The sequence below is a fragment of the Streptomyces sp. NPDC020917 genome (genome assembly GCF_044333795.1).
Classification (GTDB): Bacteria; Actinomycetota; Actinomycetes; order Streptomycetales; family Streptomycetaceae; genus Actinacidiphila.
Genome location: NZ_JBIRRR010000014.1, coordinates 221098 through 245460 on the forward strand (window position 1 = coordinate 221098; position 24363 = coordinate 245460).

17 protein-coding genes and 1 pseudogene are annotated in these 24363 nt (G+C 74.4%); 8 read left to right on the forward strand and 10 right to left on the reverse strand.

Annotated elements, in window-relative coordinates; translation table 11 throughout:
• The first annotated feature begins 315 nt into the window (after positions 1-315).
• Positions 316-2148 (forward strand): ATP-binding cassette domain-containing protein, encoded by a 1833-nt coding sequence (locus ACH4TG_RS27255; protein WP_398245176.1) that lies wholly within the window; start codon positions 316-318, stop codon positions 2146-2148.
• The gene (locus ACH4TG_RS27260) at positions 2145-3980 is read left to right on the forward strand and encodes an ABC transporter ATP-binding protein (RefSeq protein ID WP_398245177.1); all 1836 of its coding nucleotides are present in this window, start codon (positions 2145-2147) and stop codon (positions 3978-3980) included. The genes ACH4TG_RS27255 and ACH4TG_RS27260 overlap by 4 nt, the downstream gene beginning before the upstream one ends.
• Before the next feature lie 105 nt (positions 3981-4085).
• Here ACH4TG_RS27260 and ACH4TG_RS27265 read toward each other — a convergent pair whose 3' ends face one another.
• Positions 4086-7178 carry a ricin-type beta-trefoil lectin domain protein gene (locus ACH4TG_RS27265; RefSeq protein WP_398245178.1) on the reverse strand — a complete coding sequence of 1031 codons (3093 nt, stop codon included), beginning with the start codon at positions 7176-7178 and terminating at the stop codon, positions 4086-4088.
• 506 nt (positions 7179-7684) lie between these two features.
• On the opposite strand from ACH4TG_RS27265, the gene ACH4TG_RS27270 reads away from it, so the two are divergent.
• Together ACH4TG_RS27270 and ACH4TG_RS27275 are read left to right on the forward strand one after the other, a co-directional pair.
• The gene (locus ACH4TG_RS27270) at positions 7685-8365 is read left to right on the forward strand and encodes an adenosylcobinamide amidohydrolase (RefSeq protein WP_398245179.1); all 681 of its coding nucleotides are present in this window, start codon (positions 7685-7687) and stop codon (positions 8363-8365) included.
• Between the two features lie 227 nt (positions 8366-8592).
• Positions 8593-10089: an IMP dehydrogenase gene (locus ACH4TG_RS27275; protein ID WP_398245180.1), complete on the forward strand. Its 1497-nt coding sequence runs from the start codon at positions 8593-8595 to the stop codon at positions 10087-10089.
• Positions 10090-10355: 266 nt separating this feature from the next.
• Here the strand turns inward: ACH4TG_RS27275 and ACH4TG_RS27280 are convergent.
• The 7 genes and pseudogenes from ACH4TG_RS27280 to ACH4TG_RS27310 form a co-directional block, all read right to left on the reverse strand.
• Positions 10356-10762, reverse strand: a pseudogene (locus ACH4TG_RS27280) (thioredoxin family protein).
• A gap of 26 nt (positions 10763-10788) precedes the next feature.
• Positions 10789-11238 (reverse strand): DUF4395 domain-containing protein, encoded by a 450-nt coding sequence (locus tag ACH4TG_RS27285; RefSeq protein WP_398245181.1) that lies wholly within the window; start codon positions 11236-11238, stop codon positions 10789-10791.
• A gap of 286 nt (positions 11239-11524) precedes the next feature.
• Complete coding sequence (locus ACH4TG_RS27290) at positions 11525-12439, reverse strand: DUF4232 domain-containing protein (protein ID WP_398245182.1); 915 nt, start codon at positions 12437-12439, stop codon at positions 11525-11527.
• A 147-nt stretch (positions 12440-12586) separates the two neighbouring features.
• Positions 12587-13945, reverse strand: a complete 1359-nt coding sequence (locus ACH4TG_RS27295) for a cytosine permease (protein ID WP_398245183.1) — start codon at positions 13943-13945, stop codon at positions 12587-12589.
• A gap of 34 nt (positions 13946-13979) precedes the next feature.
• Entirely contained in the window at positions 13980-15416 is a 1437-nt protein-coding gene (locus tag ACH4TG_RS27300) for a DUF1116 domain-containing protein (RefSeq protein ID WP_398245184.1), read from the reverse strand.
• Complete coding sequence (gene fdrA, locus ACH4TG_RS27305) at positions 15413-16963, reverse strand: acyl-CoA synthetase FdrA (RefSeq protein WP_398245185.1); 1551 nt, start codon at positions 16961-16963, stop codon at positions 15413-15415. The genes ACH4TG_RS27300 and fdrA overlap by 4 nt, the downstream gene beginning before the upstream one ends.
• Positions 16960-17877: a DUF2877 domain-containing protein gene (locus ACH4TG_RS27310; protein ID WP_398245186.1), complete on the reverse strand. Its 918-nt coding sequence runs from the start codon at positions 17875-17877 to the stop codon at positions 16960-16962. The genes fdrA and ACH4TG_RS27310 overlap by 4 nt, the downstream gene beginning before the upstream one ends.
• Before the next feature lie 139 nt (positions 17878-18016).
• On the opposite strand from ACH4TG_RS27310, the gene ACH4TG_RS27315 reads away from it, so the two are divergent.
• Entirely contained in the window at positions 18017-18952 is a 936-nt protein-coding gene (locus tag ACH4TG_RS27315; protein ID WP_398245187.1) for a carbamate kinase, read from the forward strand.
• A gap of 179 nt (positions 18953-19131) precedes the next feature.
• Here ACH4TG_RS27315 and ACH4TG_RS27320 read toward each other — a convergent pair whose 3' ends face one another.
• Positions 19132-19788 (reverse strand): GntR family transcriptional regulator, encoded by a 657-nt coding sequence (locus ACH4TG_RS27320; protein ID WP_398245188.1) that lies wholly within the window; start codon positions 19786-19788, stop codon positions 19132-19134.
• A gap of 256 nt (positions 19789-20044) precedes the next feature.
• Between ACH4TG_RS27320 and ACH4TG_RS27325 the strand changes: the two genes are divergently transcribed.
• A complete protein-coding gene (locus tag ACH4TG_RS27325) occupies positions 20045-21253 on the forward strand; it encodes an amidohydrolase family protein (protein ID WP_398245189.1) in 1209 nt (402 codons plus the stop codon).
• A gap of 60 nt (positions 21254-21313) precedes the next feature.
• Here ACH4TG_RS27325 and ACH4TG_RS27330 read toward each other — a convergent pair whose 3' ends face one another.
• On the reverse strand, positions 21314-22162 hold the full coding sequence (locus tag ACH4TG_RS27330) for a helix-turn-helix transcriptional regulator (RefSeq protein ID WP_398245190.1): 849 nt from the start codon (positions 22160-22162) through the stop codon (positions 21314-21316).
• Positions 22163-22248: 86 nt separating this feature from the next.
• On the opposite strand from ACH4TG_RS27330, the gene ACH4TG_RS27335 reads away from it, so the two are divergent.
• Together ACH4TG_RS27335 and ACH4TG_RS27340 are read left to right on the forward strand one after the other, a co-directional pair.
• Positions 22249-23067: an SDR family NAD(P)-dependent oxidoreductase gene (locus ACH4TG_RS27335; protein ID WP_398245191.1), complete on the forward strand. Its 819-nt coding sequence runs from the start codon at positions 22249-22251 to the stop codon at positions 23065-23067.
• Between the two features lie 140 nt (positions 23068-23207).
• Positions 23208-24278, forward strand: coding sequence for a hypothetical protein (locus ACH4TG_RS27340; protein WP_398245192.1), 1071 nt, complete (start codon positions 23208-23210; stop codon positions 24276-24278).
• Positions 24279-24363 lie beyond the last annotated feature (85 nt).

Here is a 24363-nt window from a genome sequence, read left to right on the forward strand (position 1 = left end):
TAGGGCGTGCCGGGCGGGAGGGCGGCGATGTGCCAGTGGAGGTGGGCGTTGCCGGACTGGCTGCCGAGGGAGTACCCCGGGCTCCTCTCGTCGACGTGTCCCAGCCTGCCCCGGCCGCCGCTGCGGGCGGTGTCTTGTGGGGAGTTGGGGACTTCGGAAGGATGTGCGGGTTCGCAGCCCCCCGGCAGCCACGGCCCTCGGCCGCGGTCCGGCCCGGCGCCGGGTCCCGCTCGGCGCGGGCGTCACCTCACCGACTCGGAAGGCCGATCCTTGGCTCCTGCGACACCCGGCCGCGGCGGCCGGTCCGGCATGAGGATGTTCCTGGCAGTGGCGTGGCGGGCCGGCCCCGGACTGTGCCTGCTGGCCGGGCTCGCCGTCGTCGTGTCGGCGCTGGCGCCGGTGGGAGTGGCGGCGGCCGTCGGCGCGGTGGTGCGGGCCGCGCCCGGGCTGGCAGGCCACGGGCTCGGGTCGGCGCCCGGACGTGCCGCCCTGGGATGGACGGCGGTGGCCGGGGCGTTCATGGTGCTCCAGTGGGCCGGGTCGTCGCTGCGGGCCGCCGCGGGCACCGCGCTCGGCGACCGCGTCGACGCCGCCCTGCAGCGCGACCTGATGGACGCGGTACTGGCCCCCGAGGGGATCGCGCACCTGGAGGACCCGGCGATCGCCGACCTGGTGAGCGTCGGCCGCGACACCTTCCGCGGCGCGTGGGGCCGTCCCGGCAGGCTGGCCTCGACGGTCGGCGGCCTGCTCGCCGCGCAGTTGACGCTGCTCGGCGCGTGCGTGCTGGTGGCGGGCTTCCAGCCGCTGCTGGGCGCCGCCCTGCTGGCCGCCTGCCTGTGGGCCGCACACGAGGACAGGGCCGCCTCGCGGACCGAGGCCGCCCACCACTACGGCAGCACGGAGACGGCGCGCAGGCTGGACTACTACCACGAGTTGGGGACGACGCCCCGCGCGGCCAAGGAGGTGCGGGTCTTCAGCCTCTCCGGCTTCCTCGTCGAGCGCTTCTCGGCGACGTGGCGGCGGACGATGGAGGCCGTGCTCACGCCGATGCCCGTGCGGCCCGCCGTGGCGACGGCCGTGCTGGGCGCCGTGGTGTTCGGCGGGCTGGCCTGGGTCGCCGCCGGCGCGGCCGCCGGCCGGGTCGGCGCGGGAACCGCCGCGGTGTGCGTGCAGGCCCTCGGCGTCGCCGTCGCCGGCTCCCGGCAGGCCTCGTGGACCGGCCTCCAGACGGAGTTGGCGATGGCGTCCCTGCGCCGCTTCGACGAGGCGGCGCGGGCCGTGCGGGCGGCGGACGCGGGGACGCCGTCGCACCAGGGCGGCCGCCCGGCGGAGGGCCTGCCGCACGACGGGATCCGGTTCGAGAACGTCTCCTTCCGCTACCCGGGCACCACCACCGACGTGCTCGGCGGACTGGACCTGGAGATCCCGGCCGGCCGTTCCCTGGCGGTGGTGGGCGCGAACGGCGCGGGCAAGACGACGCTGGTGAAGCTGCTGGCGCGGATGTACGAGCCGAGCGGGGGCCGCATCACGGTCGACGGCGCCGACCTGCGCGGTCTCGACGCGTCCTCGTGGCGCGGCCGGCTCGCCGCGGTGTTCCAGGACGCGGCGCGATTCGCGCTGCCGGCCTGGGAGAACGTCGGGCTCGGCCACGTGTCCGCGGCTTCGGACCGCGAGGGCATACGGACGGCGGCCGCCGAGGCCGGGGTGGCGGGCGCGGTGGAGGCGCTGCCGTCCTCCTGGGACACGGTGCTGTCACCGCAGTTCGCCGACGGCACCGACCTGTCCGGCGGGCAGTGGCAGCGACTCGCGCTCGCCCGGGCGCTGTTCGCCGTACGGCACGGCGCCGGTGTGCTGATCCTGGACGAACCGGCCGCCCAGCTCGACGTCCGGGCCGAGGCCCGGCTCCACGAGCGGTTCCTGGAGCTGACGCGCGGGCTCACCACGATCGTGATCTCGCACCGGTTCTCCACGGTGCGCCGGGCGTCGTCCATCGCGGTCCTCCACGAGGGGCGGCTCGCCGAACAGGGCACGCACGACGAGCTGATGGCCCGGGAGGGCCGGTACGCGGAGATGTTCCGCCTGCAGGCGGCCAGGTTCACCGACCCGGTCGGCGCCGAGCCCCGCCCGGCGGAAGGGAGCGAGCGATGAGGTCATGGCTGCGCACCTGGCTGCTGCTGCTCGACATCGGGCGGGAGATCGGCACAGCGGTCTGCGTGCTCTACGTCGTGGTGAGCGCCACCGCCTTCGTCTCGCCGCTGCTGCTCGCCCTGGGACTGCGGCCCCTGGTTGACGGCGCCGCCGGCCACCACACGGGCCAGGTGGCGGCGGGGGCGGCGCTGACCGGGGCCGGACTGGTGCTCAGCGTGGTGGCGCCGATCGGCTACCGGTGGGCGACGATCCGGATGCGCGAGCGCTCCCACATGGTGGTGCAGCGTCGCGTCCTCGCGCTGTCCTCGACGGCACCGCGCCTGGAGCACTTCGAGCGGCCCGAGTTCTGGGACCGGCTGCAACTGCTCAAGCGCGGGTTCGAGGACCTGGCCGGCGGCATGGCGCTGACCTTCGTCACCCCGGTGGTGATCGCCCAACTCGCCGTCACCGCTGTCCTGCTGGGCCGGCTGCACCCGCTGCTGCTCCTGGTGCCCGCCGTCGCCCTGCCGGCCACCTGGCTCAGCCGGCGGGCGGAGGGCATCAGACGTGCCGCCGAACTGCGCACGGCCGAGGGGCGCCGGCTGGGGCAGCACCTCTTCGAGCTGGCCACGTCGGCCGCGGCGGGCCAGGAGCTGCGGGCGTACGGGCTGCGGGAGGACATGCTCGCGCGCCACGAGAACGCCAGCGCGCGGGTGCACCGCGGCATGGAGTCGGGCCTGCTGCGGTCGACGGCCGCCGCCGCGGGCAGCTGGCTGCTGTTCGGCGCCGCCTACGTCGGCGCCATGGTGCTGGTGCTGCACCGGGTGGCGGCCGGCGCGGCCTCCACCGGCGACGTCGCGCTCGCCCTGGGGCTGGCCGCGGCGGTGGTGGGCGGCGCGGGGCAGCTCGCCGATCTGACCGGCTCGGCCCTGCGCGTCCACACCGCCGCCGGGCACTACCGCTGGCTGGAGACCCGGAGCGGGCGCGAGGCCCCCGGCGCCGGAGCGCAGCCCCCGGCAGCTCTGGTGGACGGCATCACCCTCGACGGCGTCTCGTTCGCCTACGAGGGCGCCCGGACGGTGCTCGACGACGTCACGCTCCGGCTCCCCGCCGGCGCGGTCGTGGCGTTCGTGGGGGAGAACGGCGCGGGCAAGACGACGCTGGTCAAACTGCTGACCGGGATGTACGCACCGACCGGCGGGCGGATCCTCGTCGACGGAAGGGACCTGGCGGACCTCGACCTGGACGCCTACCGGGCCCGGCTCACCGCGGGTTTCCAGGACTTCGCCCGCTTCGAACTCCCCGTCCGGGAGTCGGTGGGCGTCGGAGACCTCGCCCGGGCCGGCGACGGCGCCTCGTCCGACGCCGCCGCGGTCGATGCGGCAGCCGGGAAGGCCGCCGCGGTCGATGACGCCGCCGTGGAGGCCGCGCTGGCGAGAGCGGGCGCCGGATTCGTCGACCGCCTTCCGCACGGCGCCGGCACGGTGCTGGGCACCTCGTGGGAGGGCGGCGTGGACCTGTCGGGCGGCCAGTGGCAGAAGCTCGCCATGGCCAGGGCCATGATGCGCACCGCGCCCCTGCTGGCGGTGCTGGACGAGCCCGCGTCGGCGCTCGACCCGCAGACCGAGCACGCCCTGTTCGAGCAGGTGGCGCGCGACGCGCGCCGGGGCGGGGCCGCGGACGGCCGGATCACCGTACTGGTCTCGCACCGGTTCTCCACCGTCCGGAGCGCCGACCTCGTCGTGGTGCTGGAGGAGGGGGCCGTCCGCGAACGGGGCTCGCACGGCGAGCTGATGGCGCTGGACGGCCTGTACGCGGAGCTGTACCGCCTGCAGAGCCGCGCCTACCGCTGAGGGGCCGGGGACGCCGGCAGGGCCGGGTGGAGCCGCCCGGAGGCGGTTCCACCCGGCCCTGCCGTCGGGGTGGTCGGATCGCAGGGCCGTGCGGCCGTCAACCCGTCAGGAGGGGAAGTTCCACTGCTGGTCGGGAGTGCCCTGGCAGGCCGCGATCTGCAGCCGCGTGCCGTTGGCGGTCGCCCCTCCCGCCGCCGTCAGGCATCTGCCGAGCGACGACTTCAGGGTGCGGGCGTCCCGGTCGTAGGTCCACTGCTGGGATGGACTCGTGGTGCAGGTCGAGATCTGGACCGGTGTCCCGTCGGCGTCGGAACCGCCGCTCACGGCCATGCACTTGCCCATGGCGCGCACCGTGCCGTCACCGGGCATCGACCAGGTCTGGGCGACGGTGCCGTTGCAGCCGTAGAGCTGCAGGGGAGTCCCGTCGCCGTTGTTGCCGCCGGCGATGTCGATGCAGCGGGTGCTGGCCACGCCGGTGACGGGCGTGTTGCAGATGACGGGGCCGGACGTCGCGGCCGGGTGGCGGGTGGCCAGGTGGAGCGGCGTGCCCGGGGTGACCTTGTGCAGCGCGCCGCTGCGGTCCCGCACGGTCAGCGGCGGTCCGGTCCGCTCGGTCACCGTCGTGGTCGTCTGCCCGACGGAGATGTCGAACGTCCGGCCGTGCCACTTCACGCCGGTGATGTCGACGCCCGGCAGTTGCTGCGGCAGGAACGGGTCGACGGTGACCGCGTCGGTTCCCCAGCGCAGCCCGGTGAACCCGTAGAGGAACTGCTGGAGGTAGCCGCCCTCGCCGGTGGTGAAGGTGAACGCCCCGCCCGAACGCGTCTCGTGGAACTGGTCGAACGGCGCGGCGATGAACGGGTCGACGCTGCTGCGCAGGTGGTCGTAGGCGGTGCAGCCCGGCGAGCCGAGCGCGGCGGCGTCGATGGTGGCGATCGCGTCGGTCATCGACGGGCCGCCGGGGTCGGTGTGCTGCGCGTAGTAGTCCAGGTCGTTCTGCGCCAGCGCGGCCGGCATCGGCACCGCCCACGGGTACTGGAGCAGCGTGACGTCGGCCTGCTTGACCTGCTGGCCGCTGTAGCCCTGGTACTCGGGGTGGATGCCGGCGGCGGTGTCCACCGGGATCTTCAGGCCGTCGGCGACCGTGCTCCACGCCGGGTCGGCCGCCTTGCCGAGGATGCCGGCCGCCTGCACGGCGATCCGCAGCGACGCCTGCGCGCCCGCGTTGGTGCTGGCGCTGTTGTCGACGTGGGCGTGGTACTCGTCGGCGCCCTGCACGTCCTTGACGTCGTAGCCGCCGGCGGCGTCCGGTACGGCCCGGGTCGCCCAGTAGTCGGCGATGTCCTTCAGCACCGGCCACGCCTTGTCCCGCAGCCACGCGGTGTCGCCGGACGCCTGGTAGTACTGCCACTGGGCGAGCGCGATGTCGGAGTTGATGTGGATCTCCTGGTCGCCCTCGGGGTTGCCGGGCGGGATGGTCTCCTTGCCCGTCAGGGAGCTCTCCCAGGGGAACTTGGCGCCCTTGATCGGGTGGTCCGCGGTGGACAGCGCCGCGGCCGCGGCCTCGGCCGCCGGAAGCAGCTTCTGCCGGTAGGTGTCGGCGGTCTGCGCGATGTCGGGGAACTGCGCCAGCAGCGCCGGGTACATCCAGGTCTCCATGTCCCAGAACACGTGGCCGTTGTAGCCGTCGGAGGACAGCCCGCCGGGGCTGGTGCTCCAGGTGACGCCGGAACGCATGCTGGCCAGCAGGTAGAACATGGACGCGTGGATCTGCGCGGTCATCGCCGTGTCGCCGGGGACCGAGATGTCCGACTGCCACAGGCTCGCCCAGGCGCTGTTGTTGCGGGCGAGGGTGTCCTGGTAGCCGTTCTCCGCCGCGTCGGCGGCCGTCCTCGCGGCGGCCTGCTGGGGCGTCGCGGCCTTGAGAGCCCGGTCGGTGTCGACGCTGGAGGCGACGCCCACGTACTTGGTGATCTCGTACGCCTGACCGTCGCGGACCGCGAAGTCCGCACTCTGCCCGGCGCTGCCGTCGCCGGCGGCGGCGGTCGGCGCGGTGCGCGGGGCGCGCCCGTCGACCCGCAGCACGGAGTTCAGCCCGGCGGTGACCAGGCTGCCGTCGGTCACGACGCTCTCCGACAGGGTCCCGGTCCTGCCGTCCACCGCCGGGTTCACGGCGGAGGCGTGGTCCAGGCCCCGGCCGTCGAACTCGTCCACGACGGTCGCCGTTCCGCTCCAGTGCGGCACGGCGCGCACGGTCACCGTGCCCAGGTGGCCCTGCGCGCGGTTGGCGTTGACGGCGTAGACGAAGCTCGTCCGGTCGCCCTGCGCGGACGTCCAGTCGAACGAGGTGGTGAGCACCCCGGTGCGCAGGTCGAGCGACTGCCGGTAGCCGCTGGTCGTGCCGTTGGTGGCGGGGGCGATGTCCGTCGGCGGCTGGGCGCCGCTGGCGTACGGCGCGAGGTAGTCGACGTTGACCCGCGCGGTGTCGTCCTGCGCGACCGTGATCTCCAGCGTGTTGGAGCCGGCCGCCAGCGTGACCGGCACATGGGCCACCGACCAGGTGTCCCAGCTGCCGGTGGGCGCCAGCGACAGCTGCTGCAGCGTGCCGTTCACGCCCAGGTGGACGGTCTGCGCGGTGCCGGTGCCGTTCGCGTACCGCACGTCCACCACGGCCTGGCCGGCGGGCGCGTCGCGGACCACGATGCGGTCGGTGCCGCCCACCGTCGGCGTGTTGTTGGTGTTCAGGCCGGCCAGGTAGCCGCCGGCGACGGAGCCGCCGTGGGAGGTCTCGACGAACGCGCCGCCGGAGATCTGGCCGTCCTTGGCCGGGCAGATCTGGTCGAACCCGCACGACCAGTTGCCGGGCACGCCGTAGACGTCGCCGGTGCGCCCGAAGCCGAGCGTGGTCCAGGAAGGCAGGCTCGCGCGCCGCTCGTACTGGCCCGCGGGGGAGGCGTAGAAGCCGGCGAGTTCGGACTGGGTGACCACCGGGCTGTTGGAGAATCCCTCGCCGGCCGCGGGCACGCGGGCCGCCAGGTAGCCGTTGCCGACGAACGTCGGCGCGTAGTCCTTCGTGGTGTCGGTGGTGCTGAGCACCCACCCGCCCGCGCTGTTGGCGGCGGCGGTGGCCGGCTGCGGGGTGGAGGACGCGGGTGTCGCGACCACACCGCCGCCCAGGAGGCAGCCGAGGGCCAGCACGAGGCCGGCTCTGCTCGCTCTCCGTCTGTTCCTGGTGCTGCTCCGGCTCCCCCCGGACGGGTGCCGGAGTGACGGTCTGCTGTTCAAGGCAACGCTCCTCTGGGACGTGCTTCTGCGTTCCCAGAAGCAGCGACGGGGCGGTCTGGCCAGACACCGGGAACCCTGCCGCTGACGGAAGATCACGTTCGGGGGTCTCCGGAGCCTTGCGGAGCCTCACGCTACGGTTCGCCTATTAGGCCGTCAAGAGTTCGAAACTGCTTCCCCATTCTTCCTGTTGACGGTGGAATTCCGGCGTGGATCGCCCGACTTGGCCCGGATCCCCGCCACCACCGGACGTCCCGTGCGGTCGGCGACAGAACTCGCCGGCGAGGGGGTGCACGCGCCGACGCGACGCGCCGGTCTCCCGCCGCGGCGCCGCGGAGCCGCGGCGACCGGTGCCGCGCGGACCACCCCACGGCCACCCCGTAGGATCAGCCCGTTCCACGCCGTCCAAGGAGAGCTGCCCGGTGAGCGCCGTCATCCCGCCGCCCCGCCACGCTCCCGGGCTGCTCCGGGTGGAGCGCCTGGCCCGCACCGAGGACGGCGAGCGGCTGCACGCCCTGCTGTGGCGGGCCGGCGGCGGCTGGCGGATGATCAGCAGCGCGGTGCTCGGCGGCGGCCTCGGCCCACGCGAGTGGGTCCTCAACGCGCAGGTCTCGCACGGCTACCGGCGCACCGACCCGGACCGGCACCTCGCCGAGCTCGCCGCGGCCGCCGGTGCGGGCGGGCCGGGAGTCGGGCTGATGACCGCCGCCGATGTCACGGCGTTCGGGCACGGACGCGACGGCGGTGCCGACGCGTTCGCCACCGCCGGTCTCGGCGTCCGCGGCTGGGCCGCCTCCCCGGCCGAGGGCGGCCCGGCGCCGGCACCTCCGGGCACCATCAACATCGTGGCCGCCGTGCCGGCCGCGCTGACCGACGCCGCGCTGGTCAACGCGGTGGCCACCGCCACGGAGGCCAAGGTCCAGGCCCTGCTGCAGGCCGGTTACGACTGCTCCGGCACCCCCACCGACGCGGTGTGCGTCGCCGCCCGCACCCCGCAGCCCGGCGGCGAGGTCCACGCCTTCGCGGGCCCCCGCTCCCTGTGGGGCGCCCGGCTCGCCCGTGCCGTCCACGCCGCCGTCCTCACCGCGACGCCCACCCCGTAGCGGCCCGGCTGCGGCCGGGACGGCGGGCCGGATTCGTGCGGGGCCCGCCTGATCGCTAAGGTGCAGGTCACGACCGCACCCGGTTCGATCCACGGGCCGGTCAGGGCTCTGCCGCGGCCGGTGGCACCTCCACGGCCGCCGTGCCGGACTCTGCCCGCCCGGGCCATGGAGCGGGGCGACTTCACGGCGGGGCAGTACGGCCCCGGCCGACCCGTCAGGAGGAACGAGTGGCACAGGTCATCGCCGAGGTCTCACGGACGTTCAACGAGTTCCTGCTCCTGCCGAACCGGACCCGGACCGACTGCTCGGCCGCGACCGTCGACCTGCGCACGCCCCTGGTGCGGCACACCGCGGGCGAGACGGCGGCGATCGAGCTGCGGTCCCCGTTCACGTCGGCGATCATGCAGGCCGTCAGCACACCCGAGCTCGCGATCGCGCTCGCGCGCAACGGCGGCCTCAGCTTCGTGCACCACAACCAGCCGATCGAGGACCAGGCCGCCGCGGTCCGTCAGGTGAAGAACTTCAAGGCCGGCTTCGTCACCAGCGACACCAACGTCCGCCCGGACGACAGCCTCAGCCTGCTGGCCGGCGCCATGCGCCGCACCGGACACAGCACCGCCGCGGTCACCGACGACGGGACCGCCACCGGCCGCCTGCTCGGCCTGGTCACCTCGCGCGACTTCCACCCGCAGCGGCACGACCTGGACGGGCCGGTCAGCGGGCGGATGACCCCGGTCGCCGAACTGGCCCACGCCGGGGCCGACATCACGCTGTCCGAGGCCAACGCGCGGCTGTGGGACGAGCGCCTGGACTGCCTCCCCGTGCTCGACGCCGAGGGCCGCCTCCAGCATCTGGTGTTCCGGTCCGACTACGCGGACAACAAGCGCTTCCCGCACCAACTCGTGGACGACGCGAAGCGGTTGCGGGTGGGCGCGGGGATCAACACCCACGACTACCAGGAGCGCGTCCCGGCGCTGCTGGAGGCCGGCGCGGACGTGCTGTGCTTCGACTCCTCCGACGGCTACAGCGACTGGCAGGCGCAGGCCCTGGCCTGGGTGAAGAAGCACCACCCGCAGATCCCGGTCGGCGGCGGCAACGTGGTCGACGGCGAGGCGTTCACCTTCCTCGCCGAGGCCGGTGCGGACTTCGTCAAGGTCGGCGTCGGCGGCGGCTCGATCTGCATCACCCGGGACCAGAAGGGCATCGGGCGCGGCCAGGCCAGCGCCGTGCTGGACGTCGCGGCGGCCCGGGACGCCTTCCGTGAACGCACCGGCGCGTACGTGCCGGTCTGCTCCGACGGCGGGCTGGTGCACGACTACCACGTGGCCCTCGCGCTGGCGATGGGAGCCGACTTCGTCATGATGGGCCGCTACTTCGCCCGCTTCGACCAGGCGGCCGGAGCGAAGCTGCCCACCCGCGACGGCTTCGTGAAGGAGTACTGGGGCGAGGGATCGAACCGGGCCCGCAACTGGCAGCGCTACGGCCAGGGAGGCCAGGGCCTGGTCTTCGAGGAGGGCGTGGACGGCTACGTCCCCTACGCGGGCGACCTGGACGAAGGCCTCGCCCTGACCGTCGCCAAGCTCAAGACCACGATGGTCTCCTGCGGCTCCACCACCCTCCCCGAGTTCCAGGCCACGGCCCGGCTGACCCTCGTCTCGGACCAGAGCTTCCAGGAGAGCCACGCCACCGTCACCGTCCGGGACACCCCGGCGACGGTCTCCTGAGCGGCCTACTCCTCGAACCACACGACGAGACGCACGTTCCGCGCACCGTGCACGTCCGCGAGAGCCCGCATGACGGCCCACACCGGCCCCCACAGGCCGTCAGCGGGAACCGCGTCGCGGCGGCGGGCGCGTGGCCCCACGTGCGGCACTCCACGTATCCCCGGATGTCCGTTCCCACGGCACGATTGTCCCCGAGGGGACGCGGTGCGGTCCGGTGCGGTCCCGGGGCGAAGGCCCGTGCAGCGGTACCGGGGCCGGCGCGCCGTTCAGTCCGCCGTGGCGAGGGCCAGGGCCGAGAGGACGTCGGAGCGGGTCGGGGGACCGGAGGCGCGCCGGACCAGGTGGCCGGCGCGGTCGAGGACGAGGACGGTCGGGGTGCGCATCACCTCGACGCGGCGGACCAGGTCGAGCCGGGTCTCGGCGTCGATCTCGACGTGGCGCACGCCGGTGTCTCGGCGGCCACGCCCGCCAGCAGGCGGCGGGTGCCGGGGCAGGTCGCGCACATGGCCGTCGAGAACTGCACGAGCGTCGCCCGCTCGCCGAGCGCCTCGCCCAGGTCGCCGGAGGACAGCCGCAGGGCGCCGTCCCCGCCACCGCGGCGGAGCCTGCCGTCGCGCCTGGCGCGGACCAGCCCGAAGGCGGTGGCGAGCACCAGCACGACGGCGGCCACGATCAGTCCGGTCGGATCGCTCACGACCGTCACCCGTGGCCCAGCCGGGCGCGGCCGCGCACCGCCAGCAGGTAGACCTCGCAGCCCAGGCAGTAGTCGAAGGCCGCGTTGAGGAACGCCGCACCGAGCGCCGCCGCCGTCGCGGCGATGCCCAGCCAGGTGAGCCCCGACAGGTAGCCGATCGCCCCGACGACCGCGAACGCCAGGCCGACCGTCTGCGCGAACCGCGGCGGCCTCTCGTCCTCGAGTTCCCGCGGCGGTCCCAGGCGCGGGCGCACCAGCCGCCGGTAGAGCCAGCCGTAGGGGGACCAGCGCAGTCCGAGCGCCGCGCCCAGGGCGAAGACGACGGCCTGCGCCGCGAGCAGCACGCCGCTGCCGGTGATCAGGACGACGAGCAGGACGACGGTGGTGAGCACGGCGGCGAAGCGCGGTCCGCGCGGGTCGACGCGGGCGGGCGCGCCGGGGGTGGGGTCGGGCATGGAAGGCTCCGGGACGTTGCGGACGGATCGTGGTGAAGGGCGCGCGCGGTCAGCGACACGCGGCGGACCACACCCGACCGAAGTCGATGTGGGCCCTGATCACCAGGAACGTCGTCTCGGAACGCATCCCGCCATTGGAACAGGCGCCTTGGCCCCGGTCAATCGCCGCTCACCTGCCGGACATGGCCGGCACGCAGGGCCACGGGGAGTAACCGGTGCAGGATCCCGGATCCGTGCCAGGGCCGCGCCGCCCCGGACACCGTGGACACCCCGGAGCCCAGGGCCCCTACGAGGTGCCGTCGCTCTTCCAGGGGCCGACGGCGAGCCTGCCGGTGGTGCCCAGGTCCAATTCGGGCGTCACCATGACGGGCGCGGTGCCGGGCTTCGCCACCACCCGCACGTACGGCGCGTTCACGGGATCGCTGCCCAGGCCGGTGGTGTTGCGCCAGACCAGCCCGGCGTGGGCGCCCTCGCCGGGCTTCAGCACCAGCGGCCCCGGCTGGCCGTCCGCTCCGGTGCCGGCGGCCACGGCGTCCCCGCCGTGCAGGATCTTCACGGTCCCGATCGCCCGGTGCCCGGCGTCGAACAGCTGCACCTGCGGGTAGCCGTCGAGGGTGAAGGCGCGGGTTCCGCAGTTGCGCAGACGCAGTCCGACGACGCGCAGGCCCATCGCGGCGTCGCCGTCGTCGGCGTACAGGTGCACGCCGGACGGCGGGCAGGGGCCGGCCGAGGTCGGCGCCTGCGCGGTGGGCACGCTCCTGGCGTGGATGATCCGCACGTGCGTCGTGCTGCCCGTGCCCGCGGGCGTCCCGCCGGGCCCGGCGGCCCTGCGGACGGTGACGCCCGGTGGCACGGAGTCCACCGTCTGCCGTGAACTGCTCAGGGCGGCACCGGATTCGGACATCAGCTGGTAGGTGATCGTGAACGTGGCCGTACTGCCCGTGGTGTTGGTGACCTCGAACTCCTGGCAGCCGGGGGCGCCGGTGAGCCGGACCCCGTCCGTCTCCTCCGTCTCCCCGCTGGAGGGCGGGAGTTGGGGCGCCGTCGTCGCGCCGCCGGGCGTGGTGCAGGACGGTGAGCCGGAGTCGGCCGGCGGGGTGCCGGGAGGCCGGGTGGCGGACTGCTGCGTTCCGCACGCCGTGATCAGCAGGGTGCCGAACGCGGCCGTGGCGGTGGTCAGGGCGAGCAGGTTCCGGCGCATGCGGCCAGTCGATCAGCCCGGCCGCTCCCGCACCGTGACGCGGGTCACTGCTTCTGCCATAGCTCTGTCACAAACCGGGCCCGGCCGGTCAACGCGACGTGCCGCAGCTCGCGTTGGCCGGCCGGGCCCCGCTCGGTCCGCTGCGGCTCAGCCCGCGGCGGAGCCGCCCGCCGTGCCGGTGCCGACGGCGATCGACGCGGGCAGGGCCCGTTCGAGGATCGCGTAGGCGACGAACGCGACGACAAGGCCGGTGACCGCGTCGGACAGCTGGGGTGCGTACCAGTGGGCGATGGCCGCCGCTCCCGCGCCGATCGCCCAGGCGCCGAAGGCGGTGGGGCGGACGGCGGTGGTGCCGCGGCTGTCCATGGCGCCGCGGCCGCCGCGGGCGGCGAACTGGTCGGCGATGAGCACGCCGCCGAGCGGTGGCACGAAGACGCTGAGGATGACCAGCCAGTCCAGGAAGTGGTTCCACACTCCGGCGAGGGCGGCGACCGTGCCGAGCAGGCCGAGGGCGACGGTCATGGTCCGCATGCTGCGCCCGGTCAGGTGGGACCAGCCGAGCGCGCCGTTGTAGAGGCAGTGGCTGCACACGGAGCCGAGGTTGACGAAGACGAACACGGCGGCCAGGACGTTGAGCACGCCGGTGTGCTGCCCGGTGAGGATGGGCAGGAAGTCGCCGCCGGCCGTCGCGGGTGCGGCGACGGCGCCGGCCGCGACGACGAGCCCGCCGGTGACCTGGGCGACCACGCTGGCCACCGGGAAGGCGCTGATGGTGGCGAGGACGGCCTGGCGCCCGTTCTTGGACCAGCGGGTGAAGTCGGCGGTCATGGTGCCGGAGTCGGCGAAGGTGGCCATCATCATGGACACGGCCGCGCCGAAGGTGAGGGTCGCGTTGCCGCCGACCCCCTGGTACGACGTGACGGCGCCGAGGCCCTGGTGGCGGCCGACGATCACCAGGGCGATGCCGCCCGCGACCAGGAACAGCGGCGCGGCCACCGCGCCGAGCCAGGACAGTGCCCGGATGCCGAGGTAGGTCAGGGCGATGAAGCCGAGCCCGGCGAGCACCGCCACGAGTCGTTCGTGCCAGCCGAACGCCTGGTGGAGCGTGGCGCCGGTGGCGCCGGTGTTGAAGGCGAACCAGCCGACCACGACGGTGGCCAGGAACGCGGAGGCCACGATGTAGCCGACGCGTCCGAAGGTGCGGGTGGCCTGGAGCGAGAAGCTCTCGCCGGTGGAGCCGGCGCGGTGGCTGAGGATGCCGACGTACAGGAGCATGACGAGGTTGGCCGCCGCGATGGCGGCGAGCCCGCGCCAGAAGCCCAGCATCGCGACGACCACGCCGCCGGGCACCGCGTTGGTGAGGATCATCGGGAAGCCGAACCACACGGCCGAGACGGTCCACAGCGACTTGCGGCTGCCGGCCGGGACGGGGCTGTGTTCGTACTCGGCGTCGGGTTCCCGGGCCGCGGAGACGTCCTGGTCCGCGGCCATCTGGTGGGTGTTCATGGTGGGTGTGGGCTTTCGGTCGGGCGCTCGCGCGTCAGGTGAGGGCGTCGGCGAGCGCGCCGGCCGCCTGGATGAAGGCCTCGACGGGCGGGTGCGTGATGCCCGCCCCGATCATGCCGATGCCGGCTTCCTTGTGGGCGATGGCCGTGTTGATGACGGGCAGGATGCCGGTGTCGAGGACCTTGCGGACGTCGATGCCGGTGGGCAGGCCCTGGAAGTCGAGGGCCGGGATCGTGACGTTGGGGTTCTGCGCGGTGGTGATCTCACCCATGTCGCGGGTGTAGCCGAGGGCTTCCTGCACGGTGCCGCCGACGAGGGCGACGATCGCGGGGGCGGCGGACATCGCGAAGCCGCCGAAGCCGTAGGTCTCGGTGATGGCGCTGTCGCCGATGTCGAGGCCGGAGTCCTCGGGCTTGTAGCCGGCGAACATCGGCCCGACGACCTTCTGCGCGGGACCGGTGAACCAGCGGCCGGGCAGCCCGCTGACGCGGATGCCGAAGTCGACGCCGTTGCGCGCCATGGTGGTGACGACGGTGGAGTTCTCGATGCCGTGCGCGGCGTCCAGGGCGGCCTTCGCCATGGCCATCCAGGTGGGCCCGGAGAAGTAGTCGGAGCTGGCGATGAAGTCGAGGACCTCCTTCTTCTGCGTGGTGGTGAAGGACGTCTGCAGCAGGGAGGGGCTGAGCGCCTGGGCGAGCAGCAGGGTGCCGGCGTTGTTGCGGTTGTGGCACTCGTCGCCCATGTGGATGGCCTGCGAGAGCATCAGCCGCAGGTCGATGGGGCCGCCGATCTCCAGGGCCTCCTTGAGCATCGGGCCCAGGACGTCGCGCATCCAGTTCAGCCGGTCGATGACGCTCCGGTCGTTGGCGCCCATCCGCAGGATCTTGGCCATCTGCTCGGACAGGTTGGTGAACGCGGTGTTGCCGTGGGTCTCGTTGCGGACGATGTGCATGTACATCGAGGCGGAGGTGACACCGGCCATCGAGCCGACGCAGTCGTGCTCGTGGCAGGGGGCGAAGGTGATCGCGCCGGAGGCGGCGAGTTCCGCGGCCTTCTCGAGGTCTTCGGCCAGGCCCTCGAAGACCAGGGCGCCGGTGACGGCACCCTTCATGGCGCCCGCCATCCGCTCCCAGGTGATGGGCGGCCCGGAGTGGAGGATGGTGGTCGGGGTCATGCCGGGGACGACGTCCAGGGCGCGGCCGTAGCCGACGAGCATCGGCCGGGCGGCGGTGATCCGCTCGACGGCCTCGGCGTTGGCGGCGTCGATGCGGGCGGCGGTCCCGGGCGCGTCGAGGGCGTCCAGGGCGCGGACGGCGTCCGGGCTGCCGCCGCCCGGCGGGGTCCAGTCCAGGGTGGTGACGGCCGCGCCCTGGGCGGCGATGTCCCGGTCGAACATGGCGAGGCCGACGTTGACGACGCTGAGGTCGGCGGCGAACAGCGCGGCGGCGGAGGGGGTCTGGGGCGTGCTCATGCCTGCTGGGCCTTTCGTGCGATCTCGCGGGCGAAGGCGCCCGTCTCGGTGCTGCTGCGGGTGACGGTGACGCCGGCGGCGCGCAGGGCCTCGGTCTGGGCCGCCAGCGAGGGCGTGTCGAGGTCGGTGCCGAGGACGTAGCCGATGATCTCCAGGTGGCGGCCGGCCTCCCCGGCGATCCGCCGGGCCTCGCCGATGGCGGGCAGGGTGACGCCGACGGGGTCCTCGTGGGCGCCGAAGCCGAGCACGAAGTCCATGACGATGGCGGCGACCTCGGGGTCCTTGGCCTCCTCGACGAGGCGCTCCAGGCGCAGGGCCGGGTCGATCATCGGGTGCGGGCGGCCGTTGGTGAAGTCGTCGTCGCCGAAGTCGAGGAAGGTGTGGCCGGTGCTGGGAGCGTCGGCGGAGAGGCGGTGCGCGGGGTCCTTGTGGATGTTGCTCCACACCTCGGTCCCGGCCTCGCGGACCGCGTACATCGTCTCGTCGCAGAGGGTCCCGCCGCAGAACAGGCCGCGTATCGAGGACTGGCCGGGGGAGAGGCGGGCGGCGACGGCGGCGGCTGCGGCCGACGCGTCGAACTCCTCGCCGGCCGGCTGCTCGACGCCGGCCAGCCGCACGGCCTGGCGGGCGGCGTCCAGGCTGCTCGCGGCGAAGTGCCCGCCGGCGGCGGTGACCGCCTCCTGCGAGCCGCCGATGAAGTAGACGACGACGGGCTTGCCGGCGGCGGCGACCTCGGCGAGGACCTTGGCCTCCACCGACGGGGCGGGCGGCTTGGAGACCAGGACGATCACGTCGGTGGCGGCGTCGGCGGCCAGCGCGCGGATCCCGTCGATCATCATGATGCCGCCGACCGCCTCGCTCAGGTCGCGGCCGCCGGTGCCGATCAGCTGCGAGACGCCGCCGCCGAGGGCGTGGACGCGGACGCTGACCTCCTGGGAGCCGGTGCCGGAGGCGGCGACGATCCCGACGCCGCCCGGGCGGACCTTGTTCCCGAAGCACAGGGCGACATTGTTGACGATGGCCGTGCCGCAGTCCGGGCCCATCATGAACAGGCCCTTTTCGTGGGCGAGTTGCTTGAGGGCGACCTCGTCCTCGACGGGCACGTTGTCGCTGAACAGCATCACGTGCAGGCCGTTGACGAGCGCCTTGCGGGCCTCGCGCGCCGCGTAGGCGCCGTTGACCGCGATGACCGCGAGGTTGGCTCCCGCGACGCCCTCGGCGGCGGCGCTGACGGTGCGGTAGGTGACCGCGCCTGCCTCGGCCGAGGCGGGCGCCTTGTGGTGCAGCAGTTCCTCGACCTGCGCCAGCAGGTCGTCGGTGTCGGTGCCGTCGGCGGTGACGAGGACGATCATCAGGTCGCCGTTGCCGGCGTCCCGCAACTCCTCGGTGAGCAGGCCCAGGTTCTCCAGGACGCTCTTGTTCATCTCGGTTCCCATGGCGGTGAACGCCTGTTCCACCCCGTCCAGGCCGTTGGCCTTGGTCGAGACGGACATCAGGGACACGGAGTCGAAGTACGTGTTCTTCCGTACCACTGCTGTGGTGCTCACAGCGGACCTCGCAGTTCTTCTTCCAGGCGGAGTCCGGCCGCGAGGCCGGACAGGATGTCGCTGCCCGAGGTGTGGCCGATGGCCAGGACCGCACGGACGGCGGTGTGCAGCTCCCGGGGTGCCGCGGCGTGTGCCACCAGCCCCAGGACGTCGAGGAGTTCGGCCCGTGCCCGGGCGTCGGCCGCTTCCCGCAGCGTCGCCAGGGACAGGTCCGTGGTGCGTTCCGGGTGGGCGGACAGCACCTCGCGCAGGACGGGGACCAGGGCGGCCTGCGCGCTGCCGGGCAGCGCGGCGACCAGGGTCAGTCCGGTGAGGAAGTCGTCGCCGGCCGGGGTGAGCCCGGGGCCCAGGCCCAGCAGGGCGAGGACGCCCTGCCGCATCAGGGCGGTGTCGCCCGTGCGGAGCGCGTCGAGCAGGACCGCGCGGCCGTGGTGCAGGGCGCGCGCGATCGCGGCGTCCATCGGGCCGGCGTGCGGCGCGGCGCCGAGCATGCCGCCGGGCACGCCGTGGTCCCGGTTGAGCCGGTCCAGGAGGTCCGCGGCGGCGGCGCAGGCGCCGGGGGCGAGGCCGGCGACCGGCGGTGCGGCGGCCGACCAGCGGTGTGCGCCGGCGGTGGCCAGCCGTACGGGCCGGCCGGGGACGGCGAGCGTGATGCTGCCGGGTGCGAACACCGCCGCCTGGTCGGCGCGCAGCCCGCGTCCTGCCCAGTCCGTGACGTCGGCGGTCAGGGTGCGGGGCGCGTGCCCGGCGTCGCGGGCGGCCAGCGCGATCAGGGTGCCGCCAGGGGTGAGGACGTTGACGACGCGCGTGAAGACGGAGTGCACCCGGCCCTGGCCGGCGCAGGTGTCCAGGGCGCGCAGGAGGCCGTCGTCGCCCGACGCGACGCGCAGCGCGATGGGCTCGCAGCGGCGCATGGCCGCACCTCCTTCCCCGGCTGCCGGTCGCGCGCTCCGCGCCGCCCGGCTCTGGACGAGTCCTGGACGGACTCTCGACACTTATTGGTATACCATTTGGCCTCCGATACGCGAACACAGGTAAGGCAAGGGACATCACATGCGCATCGTCGTCGCCCTCGGAGGGAACGCACTGGCCCGGCGCGGGGAGCCGATGACGGCCGAGCATCTGCGCGCCAACGTGCGCGGCGCCTGCCAGGCGCTGGCCGGACTGGCCCGCGAGCACGAGGTCGTCATCACCCACGGAAACGGGCCGCAGGTCGGCCTGCTGGCACTGCAGAACCTCGCCTACCAGGACGTGGCCGCGTACCCGCTGGACATCCTCGGCGCCGAGACGCAGGGGATGATCGGGTACGTCATCCAGCAGGAGCTGTCCAACGCGCTGGTGGGCGAACGCGAGGTGGCGGCGGTCGTCACCACCACCGAGGTCGACGAGTCCGACCCCGCCTTCGAGCGCCCGACCAAGCTGATCGGCCCGCAGTACTCGGCCCAGGACGCGGCCGAGGCCGCCGCCGAGTACCGGTGGACGATAGCCCGCGACGGCGGGGCGTTCAGGCGCGTGGTCCCGTCCCCGAACCCGCTGCGCATCATGCAGGCGCCGCTGGTCAGCCGCCTGCTGGACGGCGGCACGCTGGTGGTGTGCGTGGGCGGCGGCGGGGTGCCGGTGCGCACCGATTCCAAAGGCCGCCAGATCGGCATGCAGGCCGTCGTCGACAAGGACCTGGCCAGCGCGGCGCTCGCCGCCGACCTCGGTGCGGACATGCTGATCATGCTCACCGACGGCGACTTCGTCAGCGAGAACTGGGGCACGCCCGAGCAGCGCGACATCCTCACCGCGTCCCCGGAAGGCCTGGCCCGCCTGGCCTTCGCCGAGGGCTCGATGCAGCCGAAGGTGGACGCCGCCGTGCGGGTCGCCGAGGCCGGCGGCCGCGCCCTCATCGGTCCCCTCGAGCGGCTGGAGGACCTGCTGGCCCGGCGGGTCGGCACCGAGATCCGGGCCGACGTGGCGGGCGGCGTGGAGTACGTCGGCGCCTGAACGATGCCGGCCGCCGCTGCTGCGGGGCGGCCGGTGGCGGCGGGGGGGCGGGGGGGGGGGGCGCCCCCGCCCCCCCCCGCGTTTAGGGATAACAAAGGGCGGCTGCGGCGGCTGCTGTGGCTGCGGTGGCCGCGTTGACTGCGGTGGCTGCGCTGCCGGCCGGGTGGCGGCTGCCGGGGCTACTCGGCGGCGGCCGCCCGGCGCAGGCGCGCCGCGATCTTGTCGCTGCTCGTGGCCAGGTGATGCTCCGCCAGCTCGACGACCCCGTTCACGTCGCGCGCCTCGATCGCCCGGAACAGCTCCTCGTGCTCCTCGGCCATGGTGGCGAAGTCGTCGTGCTGGCCGAGCAGCCAGCGCATCCGGCTGCGCAGCCCCAGTTCGAGCTCGCTGAGCATCGCGTTGTCGGCGAGTTCGGTGACGGTCTCGTGGAAGTCGGCGGCCGCCCGCCGTGCGCCGGCCCCGTCCCCGCGCGCGGCGGCGGCCTGCTCGGCGTCGAGGTCAGCGCGCAGCTTGGCGAGCCCGGCGCGGGTGCGGCGCTGCGCGGCGAGGCGGAAGCCCAGGGTCTCCAGGGCGGACCTGATCTCGTGCAGGTCGGAGATGTCGGTGGCGCTGAACTCGCGGACCACCGCCCACGAGCGCGGGCGCGGCCTGACCAGGCCCTCGCCGACCAGGCCGCGCAGCGCGTCGCGCACCGGCAGCCGGCTCACCCCCAGCTCGGCGGCGATCTCGCGTTCCACGAGTTTGCTGCCGGGGGCCCGAGTGCCGTCGATGATCTCGTCGCGCAGGACGCGCATGACCCGTTCCGACTCGGGGGTGAATTCCTCAGCGCCTGTCATTCCCACATTTTCGCATCGGGGACCGCGGCCGCCCGCTCCGGCCGCAACAGCCGGGTGGAGCCCGGTCGTGCTCCGGATACTGCCGGGTATCTGTATACCAAAGGGGTTCGCCCTTTCGGTGAATCCGGCGCCGATTTCGGGTGCAATCTCGCATTCTGGATGCACGCGGAAGGCGTCTCGGCATTTGGTATGCCAAATGTTAAGGTGAGGGCGTGCCCGGCCCGGCACGAGTCCCGACCGCGAGGAGCCACTGCCCATGCTGATCAGGAACGTCCGCCCCTGGGGCGGCGAGTCCGCCGACCTCGACGTCCGGGACGGCCGGATCGCCGCCGTGCTGCCGCACGACCCCGCCCGCGCCCACGACGGGGCGAGCATCGACGGCCGCGGCCGGCTCGCCATGCCGTCGTTCTCCGACGTCCACTGCCACCTGGACTCCAACCGCGTCGGGTTGCCGTTCCGCCCGCACACCGGGAAGCCGGGCGTGTGGGGCCTGACGATGAACGACCGCGCGCACTGGCGCGAGGACCCGCCGGTCGCCGAGCGCGCCACGAGCCTGCTGGGCCGGATGATCGCCCACGGCACCACGCGGGTGCGCAGCTACGCGCAGATCGACGCCGACAGCGGGCTGGAGCGCTTCGAGGGCGTGCTGGCCGCCAAGGAGGCCCACCAGGACCGCGCCGACGTGGAGATCATGGCGTTCCCGCAGGCCGGCCTGCTCCTGGAGAAGGGCGTCCCGCAGCTGATGGACCAGGCGCTGTCCTCCGGCGCCGCCGTCGTCGGCGGCATCGACCCGTGCACCCTGGACCGCGACCCGGTGCGGCACCTGGACGTCGTCTTCGGTCTCGCCGAGCGCCACCAGGCGCCCGTCGACATCCACCTGCACGAGCCCGGCCACCTCGGGGTGTACAGCACCGACCTGATCCTGGAGCGGGTGCGCGCCCTCGGCATGCAGGGCAAGGTGACCCTCTCCCACGCCTACGAGCTGGGCAGCGTCGACGAGGCGACCACCCGCCGCCTGATCGAGGAGTTCGCCGAACTGGACGTGTCGATGGCCACGATCGCGCCGGCCCGGCAGTCCGACGCCCTGCCGCTGGCGGACCTGACGCGGGCCGGCGTGCGGGTGGGCCTCGGCGAGGACGGGCAGCGCGACTACTGGTCGCCCTACGGCAACGGCGACATGCTCGACCGCACCTGGCAGCTGGCGTTCACCAACCGGTACCGCCAGGACGAGCTGATCGAGCACTGCTGGGCGGTGGCCAGCCGCGGCGGGCACACCCTGCTCGACCCGGCGGTGCCCCGCCTGGCGTCGACCGCGGACCGGCCGGGCGTGGCCGCGGGCGACGCCGCCGACCTCGTCCTGGTCGACGGCGACAGCGTGGCCGCCGCCGTGATGGACCGCGGCACCGACCGCACCGTCATCCACGCCGGCCGCATCGTCGCGGCCGGACGCCAGCTGGTGGGCTGACCCTCGACCCGCAGCTCTGCCCCGGACCCCTGGTCCGGGGCAGGCGCGGCCGGCGGGTCGCTAGCGGTAGTCGCCGGCCTCGGCGCCCAGCACGTTCAGCAGGGCCAGCGCCTCGGCCGAGCGGGACCCCCGCGGCGCGCTGTAGAGCACCAGGTGCTGGTCCCGGTCGGTGAGCGCGAGCACGTCGCAGTCCACGGTGACGTCCCCGACGGCCGGGTGGTGGAAGGTCTTGGTGAGCATCGGCTCGGCCTGCACGTCGTGCCGCTCCCACAGCCGGACGAACTCCGGGCTGCCGCCGCGCAGTTCGTCGACCAGGCCGGTCACCGCCGGGTCGGACGGGTAGCGGGCGAGGGTGGACCGCAGCTGCATGACGACGTGCTGCCGGAACTCGGCCGCGTCCGAGACCCCGTACAGCGGCCCGCCGCCGTCCTCCGGCGTGAGGAACGCCCGGCGCGCGAGATTGCGGTCCTGTGGGGCCAGCGGGCTGAAGTCCTCCATCAGCGCGGTCGCCAGGTCGTTCCACGCCAGCACCTCGAACGCGGCGGACATCACGAACGCGGCCGTCTGCGGCAGCCGCTCCAGCAGCGCGAGGATGCTCGACCGGACGTCGCGGCGCACCAGCCCCGTACGGCTTGGCGCGGTGCCCGCGAGGACGTGGAGGTGGTCGCTCTCGGCGTCGGTGAGCCGCAGCGCGCCGGCGATCCCGGCGAGGACCTCGCCCGAAGGGCGCGGCGCCCTGCCCTGCTCCAGCCGCACGTAGTACTCCGTGGAGATGTGCGCGAGGACCGCGACCTCCTCGCGCCGCAGGCCCGGCGTCCGGCGCCGCGCGCCCGACGGGAGGCCGACGTCCTCCGGCCGCAGCCGCTCGCGGCGGCTGCGGAGGAACGCCCCGAGTTCCAGCTTGTCCATACCTCCAGTCTGCACGTCCCGCGGCCGGCGACCCTGGTACAGCCTGTGCCTGCATCCGGTCCGCCGGACCTGCCGACACTGGCGCCATGACGAACGACATCGACACCACCGGCACCCCCGGCACCACGAACGCCCGCGACGACGCACCCGCCGGCCTGCTCACCGGCAAGGTCGTCCTGATCACCGGCGCCAGCCGCGGCATCGGGGCGGCCGCGGCCCGGCTCTTCGCCCGGGAGGGCGCGGCCGTCGTGCTCGCCGCCCGCGGCACCGGAGCCCTCCAGCAGATCGTCACCGAGATCCGCGCCGCGGGCGGCGTGGCGGACGCCGTGACGACGGACCTCGCCGACCGCGCGAGCGTCCGCGCGGCGGTCGACCGTGTCGCGGAACTGCACGGCCGGCTCGACGGAGCGTTCAACAACGCCGCCGCGATCCAGCAGCCCGGTCCCCTCGACACCACGAGCGAGGACGACATCGACGAGCAGTTCGCGGTCAACTTCCGCGCGCACTGGACCGCGATGACCGCCCAGGCCGCGCTCATGCGCCGCGGTGGAGGCGGCGCGATCGTCAACACCTCGAGTATCGGCAGCCGCCGCGCGAACCCCGAACTGCCCGCGTACGGCGCCATGAAGCGCGCCCTCAACAGCATCACCGAGACCGCCGCGGTCACCTGGGGGCGGCAGGGGATCCGGGTGAACGGCATCACCCCCGGCGGCACCGCCACGGAGATGATCGACGCCTGGGAGGCGGCCAGCCCCGGTGTCGTCGAGCGCATCAACGCCTCGATCCCGCTCGGGCGGATGGCCGAGCCCCACGAGGTGGCCGAGGTGGCCGCCTGGCTGCTCAGCGACCGCGCCTCGATGGTCACCGGCGCGATCGTGCCGGTGGACGGCGGCGCCGGCGCCTGACCGCGCTTCCCGCTCGGCCGGGTCCTGCGGGTGACCCTGCCCCCGCCCGAGCGTGCCGCGCGCGGGATCCGGCCCCGCGCGGACACGGCTCGTGCCCGAGCGGGCCCGCGGACGAGGCGGCCGGCGGCACACTGGTCGGCGTGGAGCAGACAGGGAAGGCCACCGGTCCGCCGGCGGCGCGCGCGGTGTCCTCGGTGGTCGACGGCCTGGCCGGCGGCGTGTCGCCGTCGCGGGCGCGGCAGTTGAGGATGGTCGCCGGCATGTGGGAGCGCGCTCTGGGGCAGTGGCCGGACGCGGTGGTGCGACCGGCCCGGGCCGCGGAGCTGTTCGGGGACGAGGCGCTGCGGACCTTCTGGGGGCTGGCGGCCGGCGGCTGGCTGTGGGCACGGGAACAGGACGTGGGGCGGGCGCCGTCCGGGGCGACGCTGCGGGTGGTGCGGGACTGCCTGGGGATCCTGGCCGCGGCGGTGTGCCCGGGCGAGGAGGTGTGGCTGCCGGTGGTGGCCCAGCCCGAGCCCAAGGCGGTCGTGCCGCCGGGCCAGTTGGCGGTGCTGTACCGGAAGCTGGCGGACATGGCGTCGGACGCCCCGGTGGAGCGGCACGGGATCGCCCTGTCGAAGGAGGACCGTGTGCGGCTGCTGGCCCTGGTGGCCGTGGTGCTGGACACCGGTGCCCGGTCGTCGGAGCTGGCCGCGATGCGCCTGGACGACCTCGGCGAGGACGAGGGCACGGTGCGGGTGCACCGCAGCCCGCAGAACGCGTCCGCGCTGCCGCAGCGGGTGGTCGCCGAGCGCGCGGGCGTGGGCGAGGACGTGGTGCAGCGCGTCATGTCCGGCCGCGGCGGCGTCTCGGCGGGCGCGCGGGAGAAGGTGCGGGTCGCGCTTGAGGGGCTCGGCGAGGGCGGTCCCGCGGTGGAGGACTACGCGCTGCGGCCCGGCACCGGTGTGGCGGTCCGCCGCTGGCTGCGGGTGCGCGCCGGGCTGGTCGCGCGGCTGGAGGGGACGCAGTCGGCACTGTGGGTGTCGCTGAAGGCGAACCAGTGGCAGGGCGAGCCGGGGTTCGCGCTGCGGCCGCAGGGCGTCCGCAAGGCGTACACGCGCGGCGCGGTCGCCCTGAACGGCGTGATGGCCGGCCGCTACGGGTGGTCGCCGCTGCCGACCACGCTGGAGCAGCTGCGCCGCGGCGCCGGTCTCACGCCTCCGCTCCCGTAGCCCCGGGATCCGGCCGGTCGCCGGTGCGCTCCCGACCCCCTCGCTTGCTCGCGGCGCGCGCCTCCCTGCGGGGCACCGGCGGGCC

Bases quoted from the DNA above. Each gene is read 5' to 3' on its own strand.
- ACH4TG_RS27255 (WP_398245176.1), top strand. From the start codon at position 316: ATGTTCCTGGCAGTGGCGTGGCGGGCCGGCCCCGGACTGTGCCTGCTG.
- ACH4TG_RS27260 (WP_398245177.1), top strand. From the start codon at position 2,145: ATGAGGTCATGGCTGCGCACCTGGCTGCTGCTGCTCGACATCGGGCGG.
- ACH4TG_RS27290 (WP_398245182.1), bottom strand. From the start codon at position 12,439: ATGCGCCGGAACCTGCTCGCCCTGACCACCGCCACGGCCGCGTTCGGC.
- ACH4TG_RS27285 (WP_398245181.1), bottom strand. From the start codon at position 11,238: ATGCCCGACCCCACCCCCGGCGCGCCCGCCCGCGTCGACCCGCGCGGA.
- ACH4TG_RS27310 (WP_398245186.1), bottom strand. From the start codon at position 17,877: ATGCGCCGCTGCGAGCCCATCGCGCTGCGCGTCGCGTCGGGCGACGAC.
- ACH4TG_RS27335 (WP_398245191.1), top strand. From the start codon at position 22,249: ATGACGAACGACATCGACACCACCGGCACCCCCGGCACCACGAACGCC.
- ACH4TG_RS27295 (WP_398245183.1), bottom strand. From the start codon at position 13,945: ATGAACACCCACCAGATGGCCGCGGACCAGGACGTCTCCGCGGCCCGG.
- ACH4TG_RS27300 (WP_398245184.1), bottom strand. From the start codon at position 15,416: ATGAGCACGCCCCAGACCCCCTCCGCCGCCGCGCTGTTCGCCGCCGAC.
- ACH4TG_RS27325 (WP_398245189.1), top strand. From the start codon at position 20,045: ATGCTGATCAGGAACGTCCGCCCCTGGGGCGGCGAGTCCGCCGACCTC.
- ACH4TG_RS27315 (WP_398245187.1), top strand. From the start codon at position 18,017: ATGCGCATCGTCGTCGCCCTCGGAGGGAACGCACTGGCCCGGCGCGGG.
- ACH4TG_RS27320 (WP_398245188.1), bottom strand. From the start codon at position 19,788: ATGACAGGCGCTGAGGAATTCACCCCCGAGTCGGAACGGGTCATGCGC.
- ACH4TG_RS27330 (WP_398245190.1), bottom strand. From the start codon at position 22,162: ATGGACAAGCTGGAACTCGGGGCGTTCCTCCGCAGCCGCCGCGAGCGG.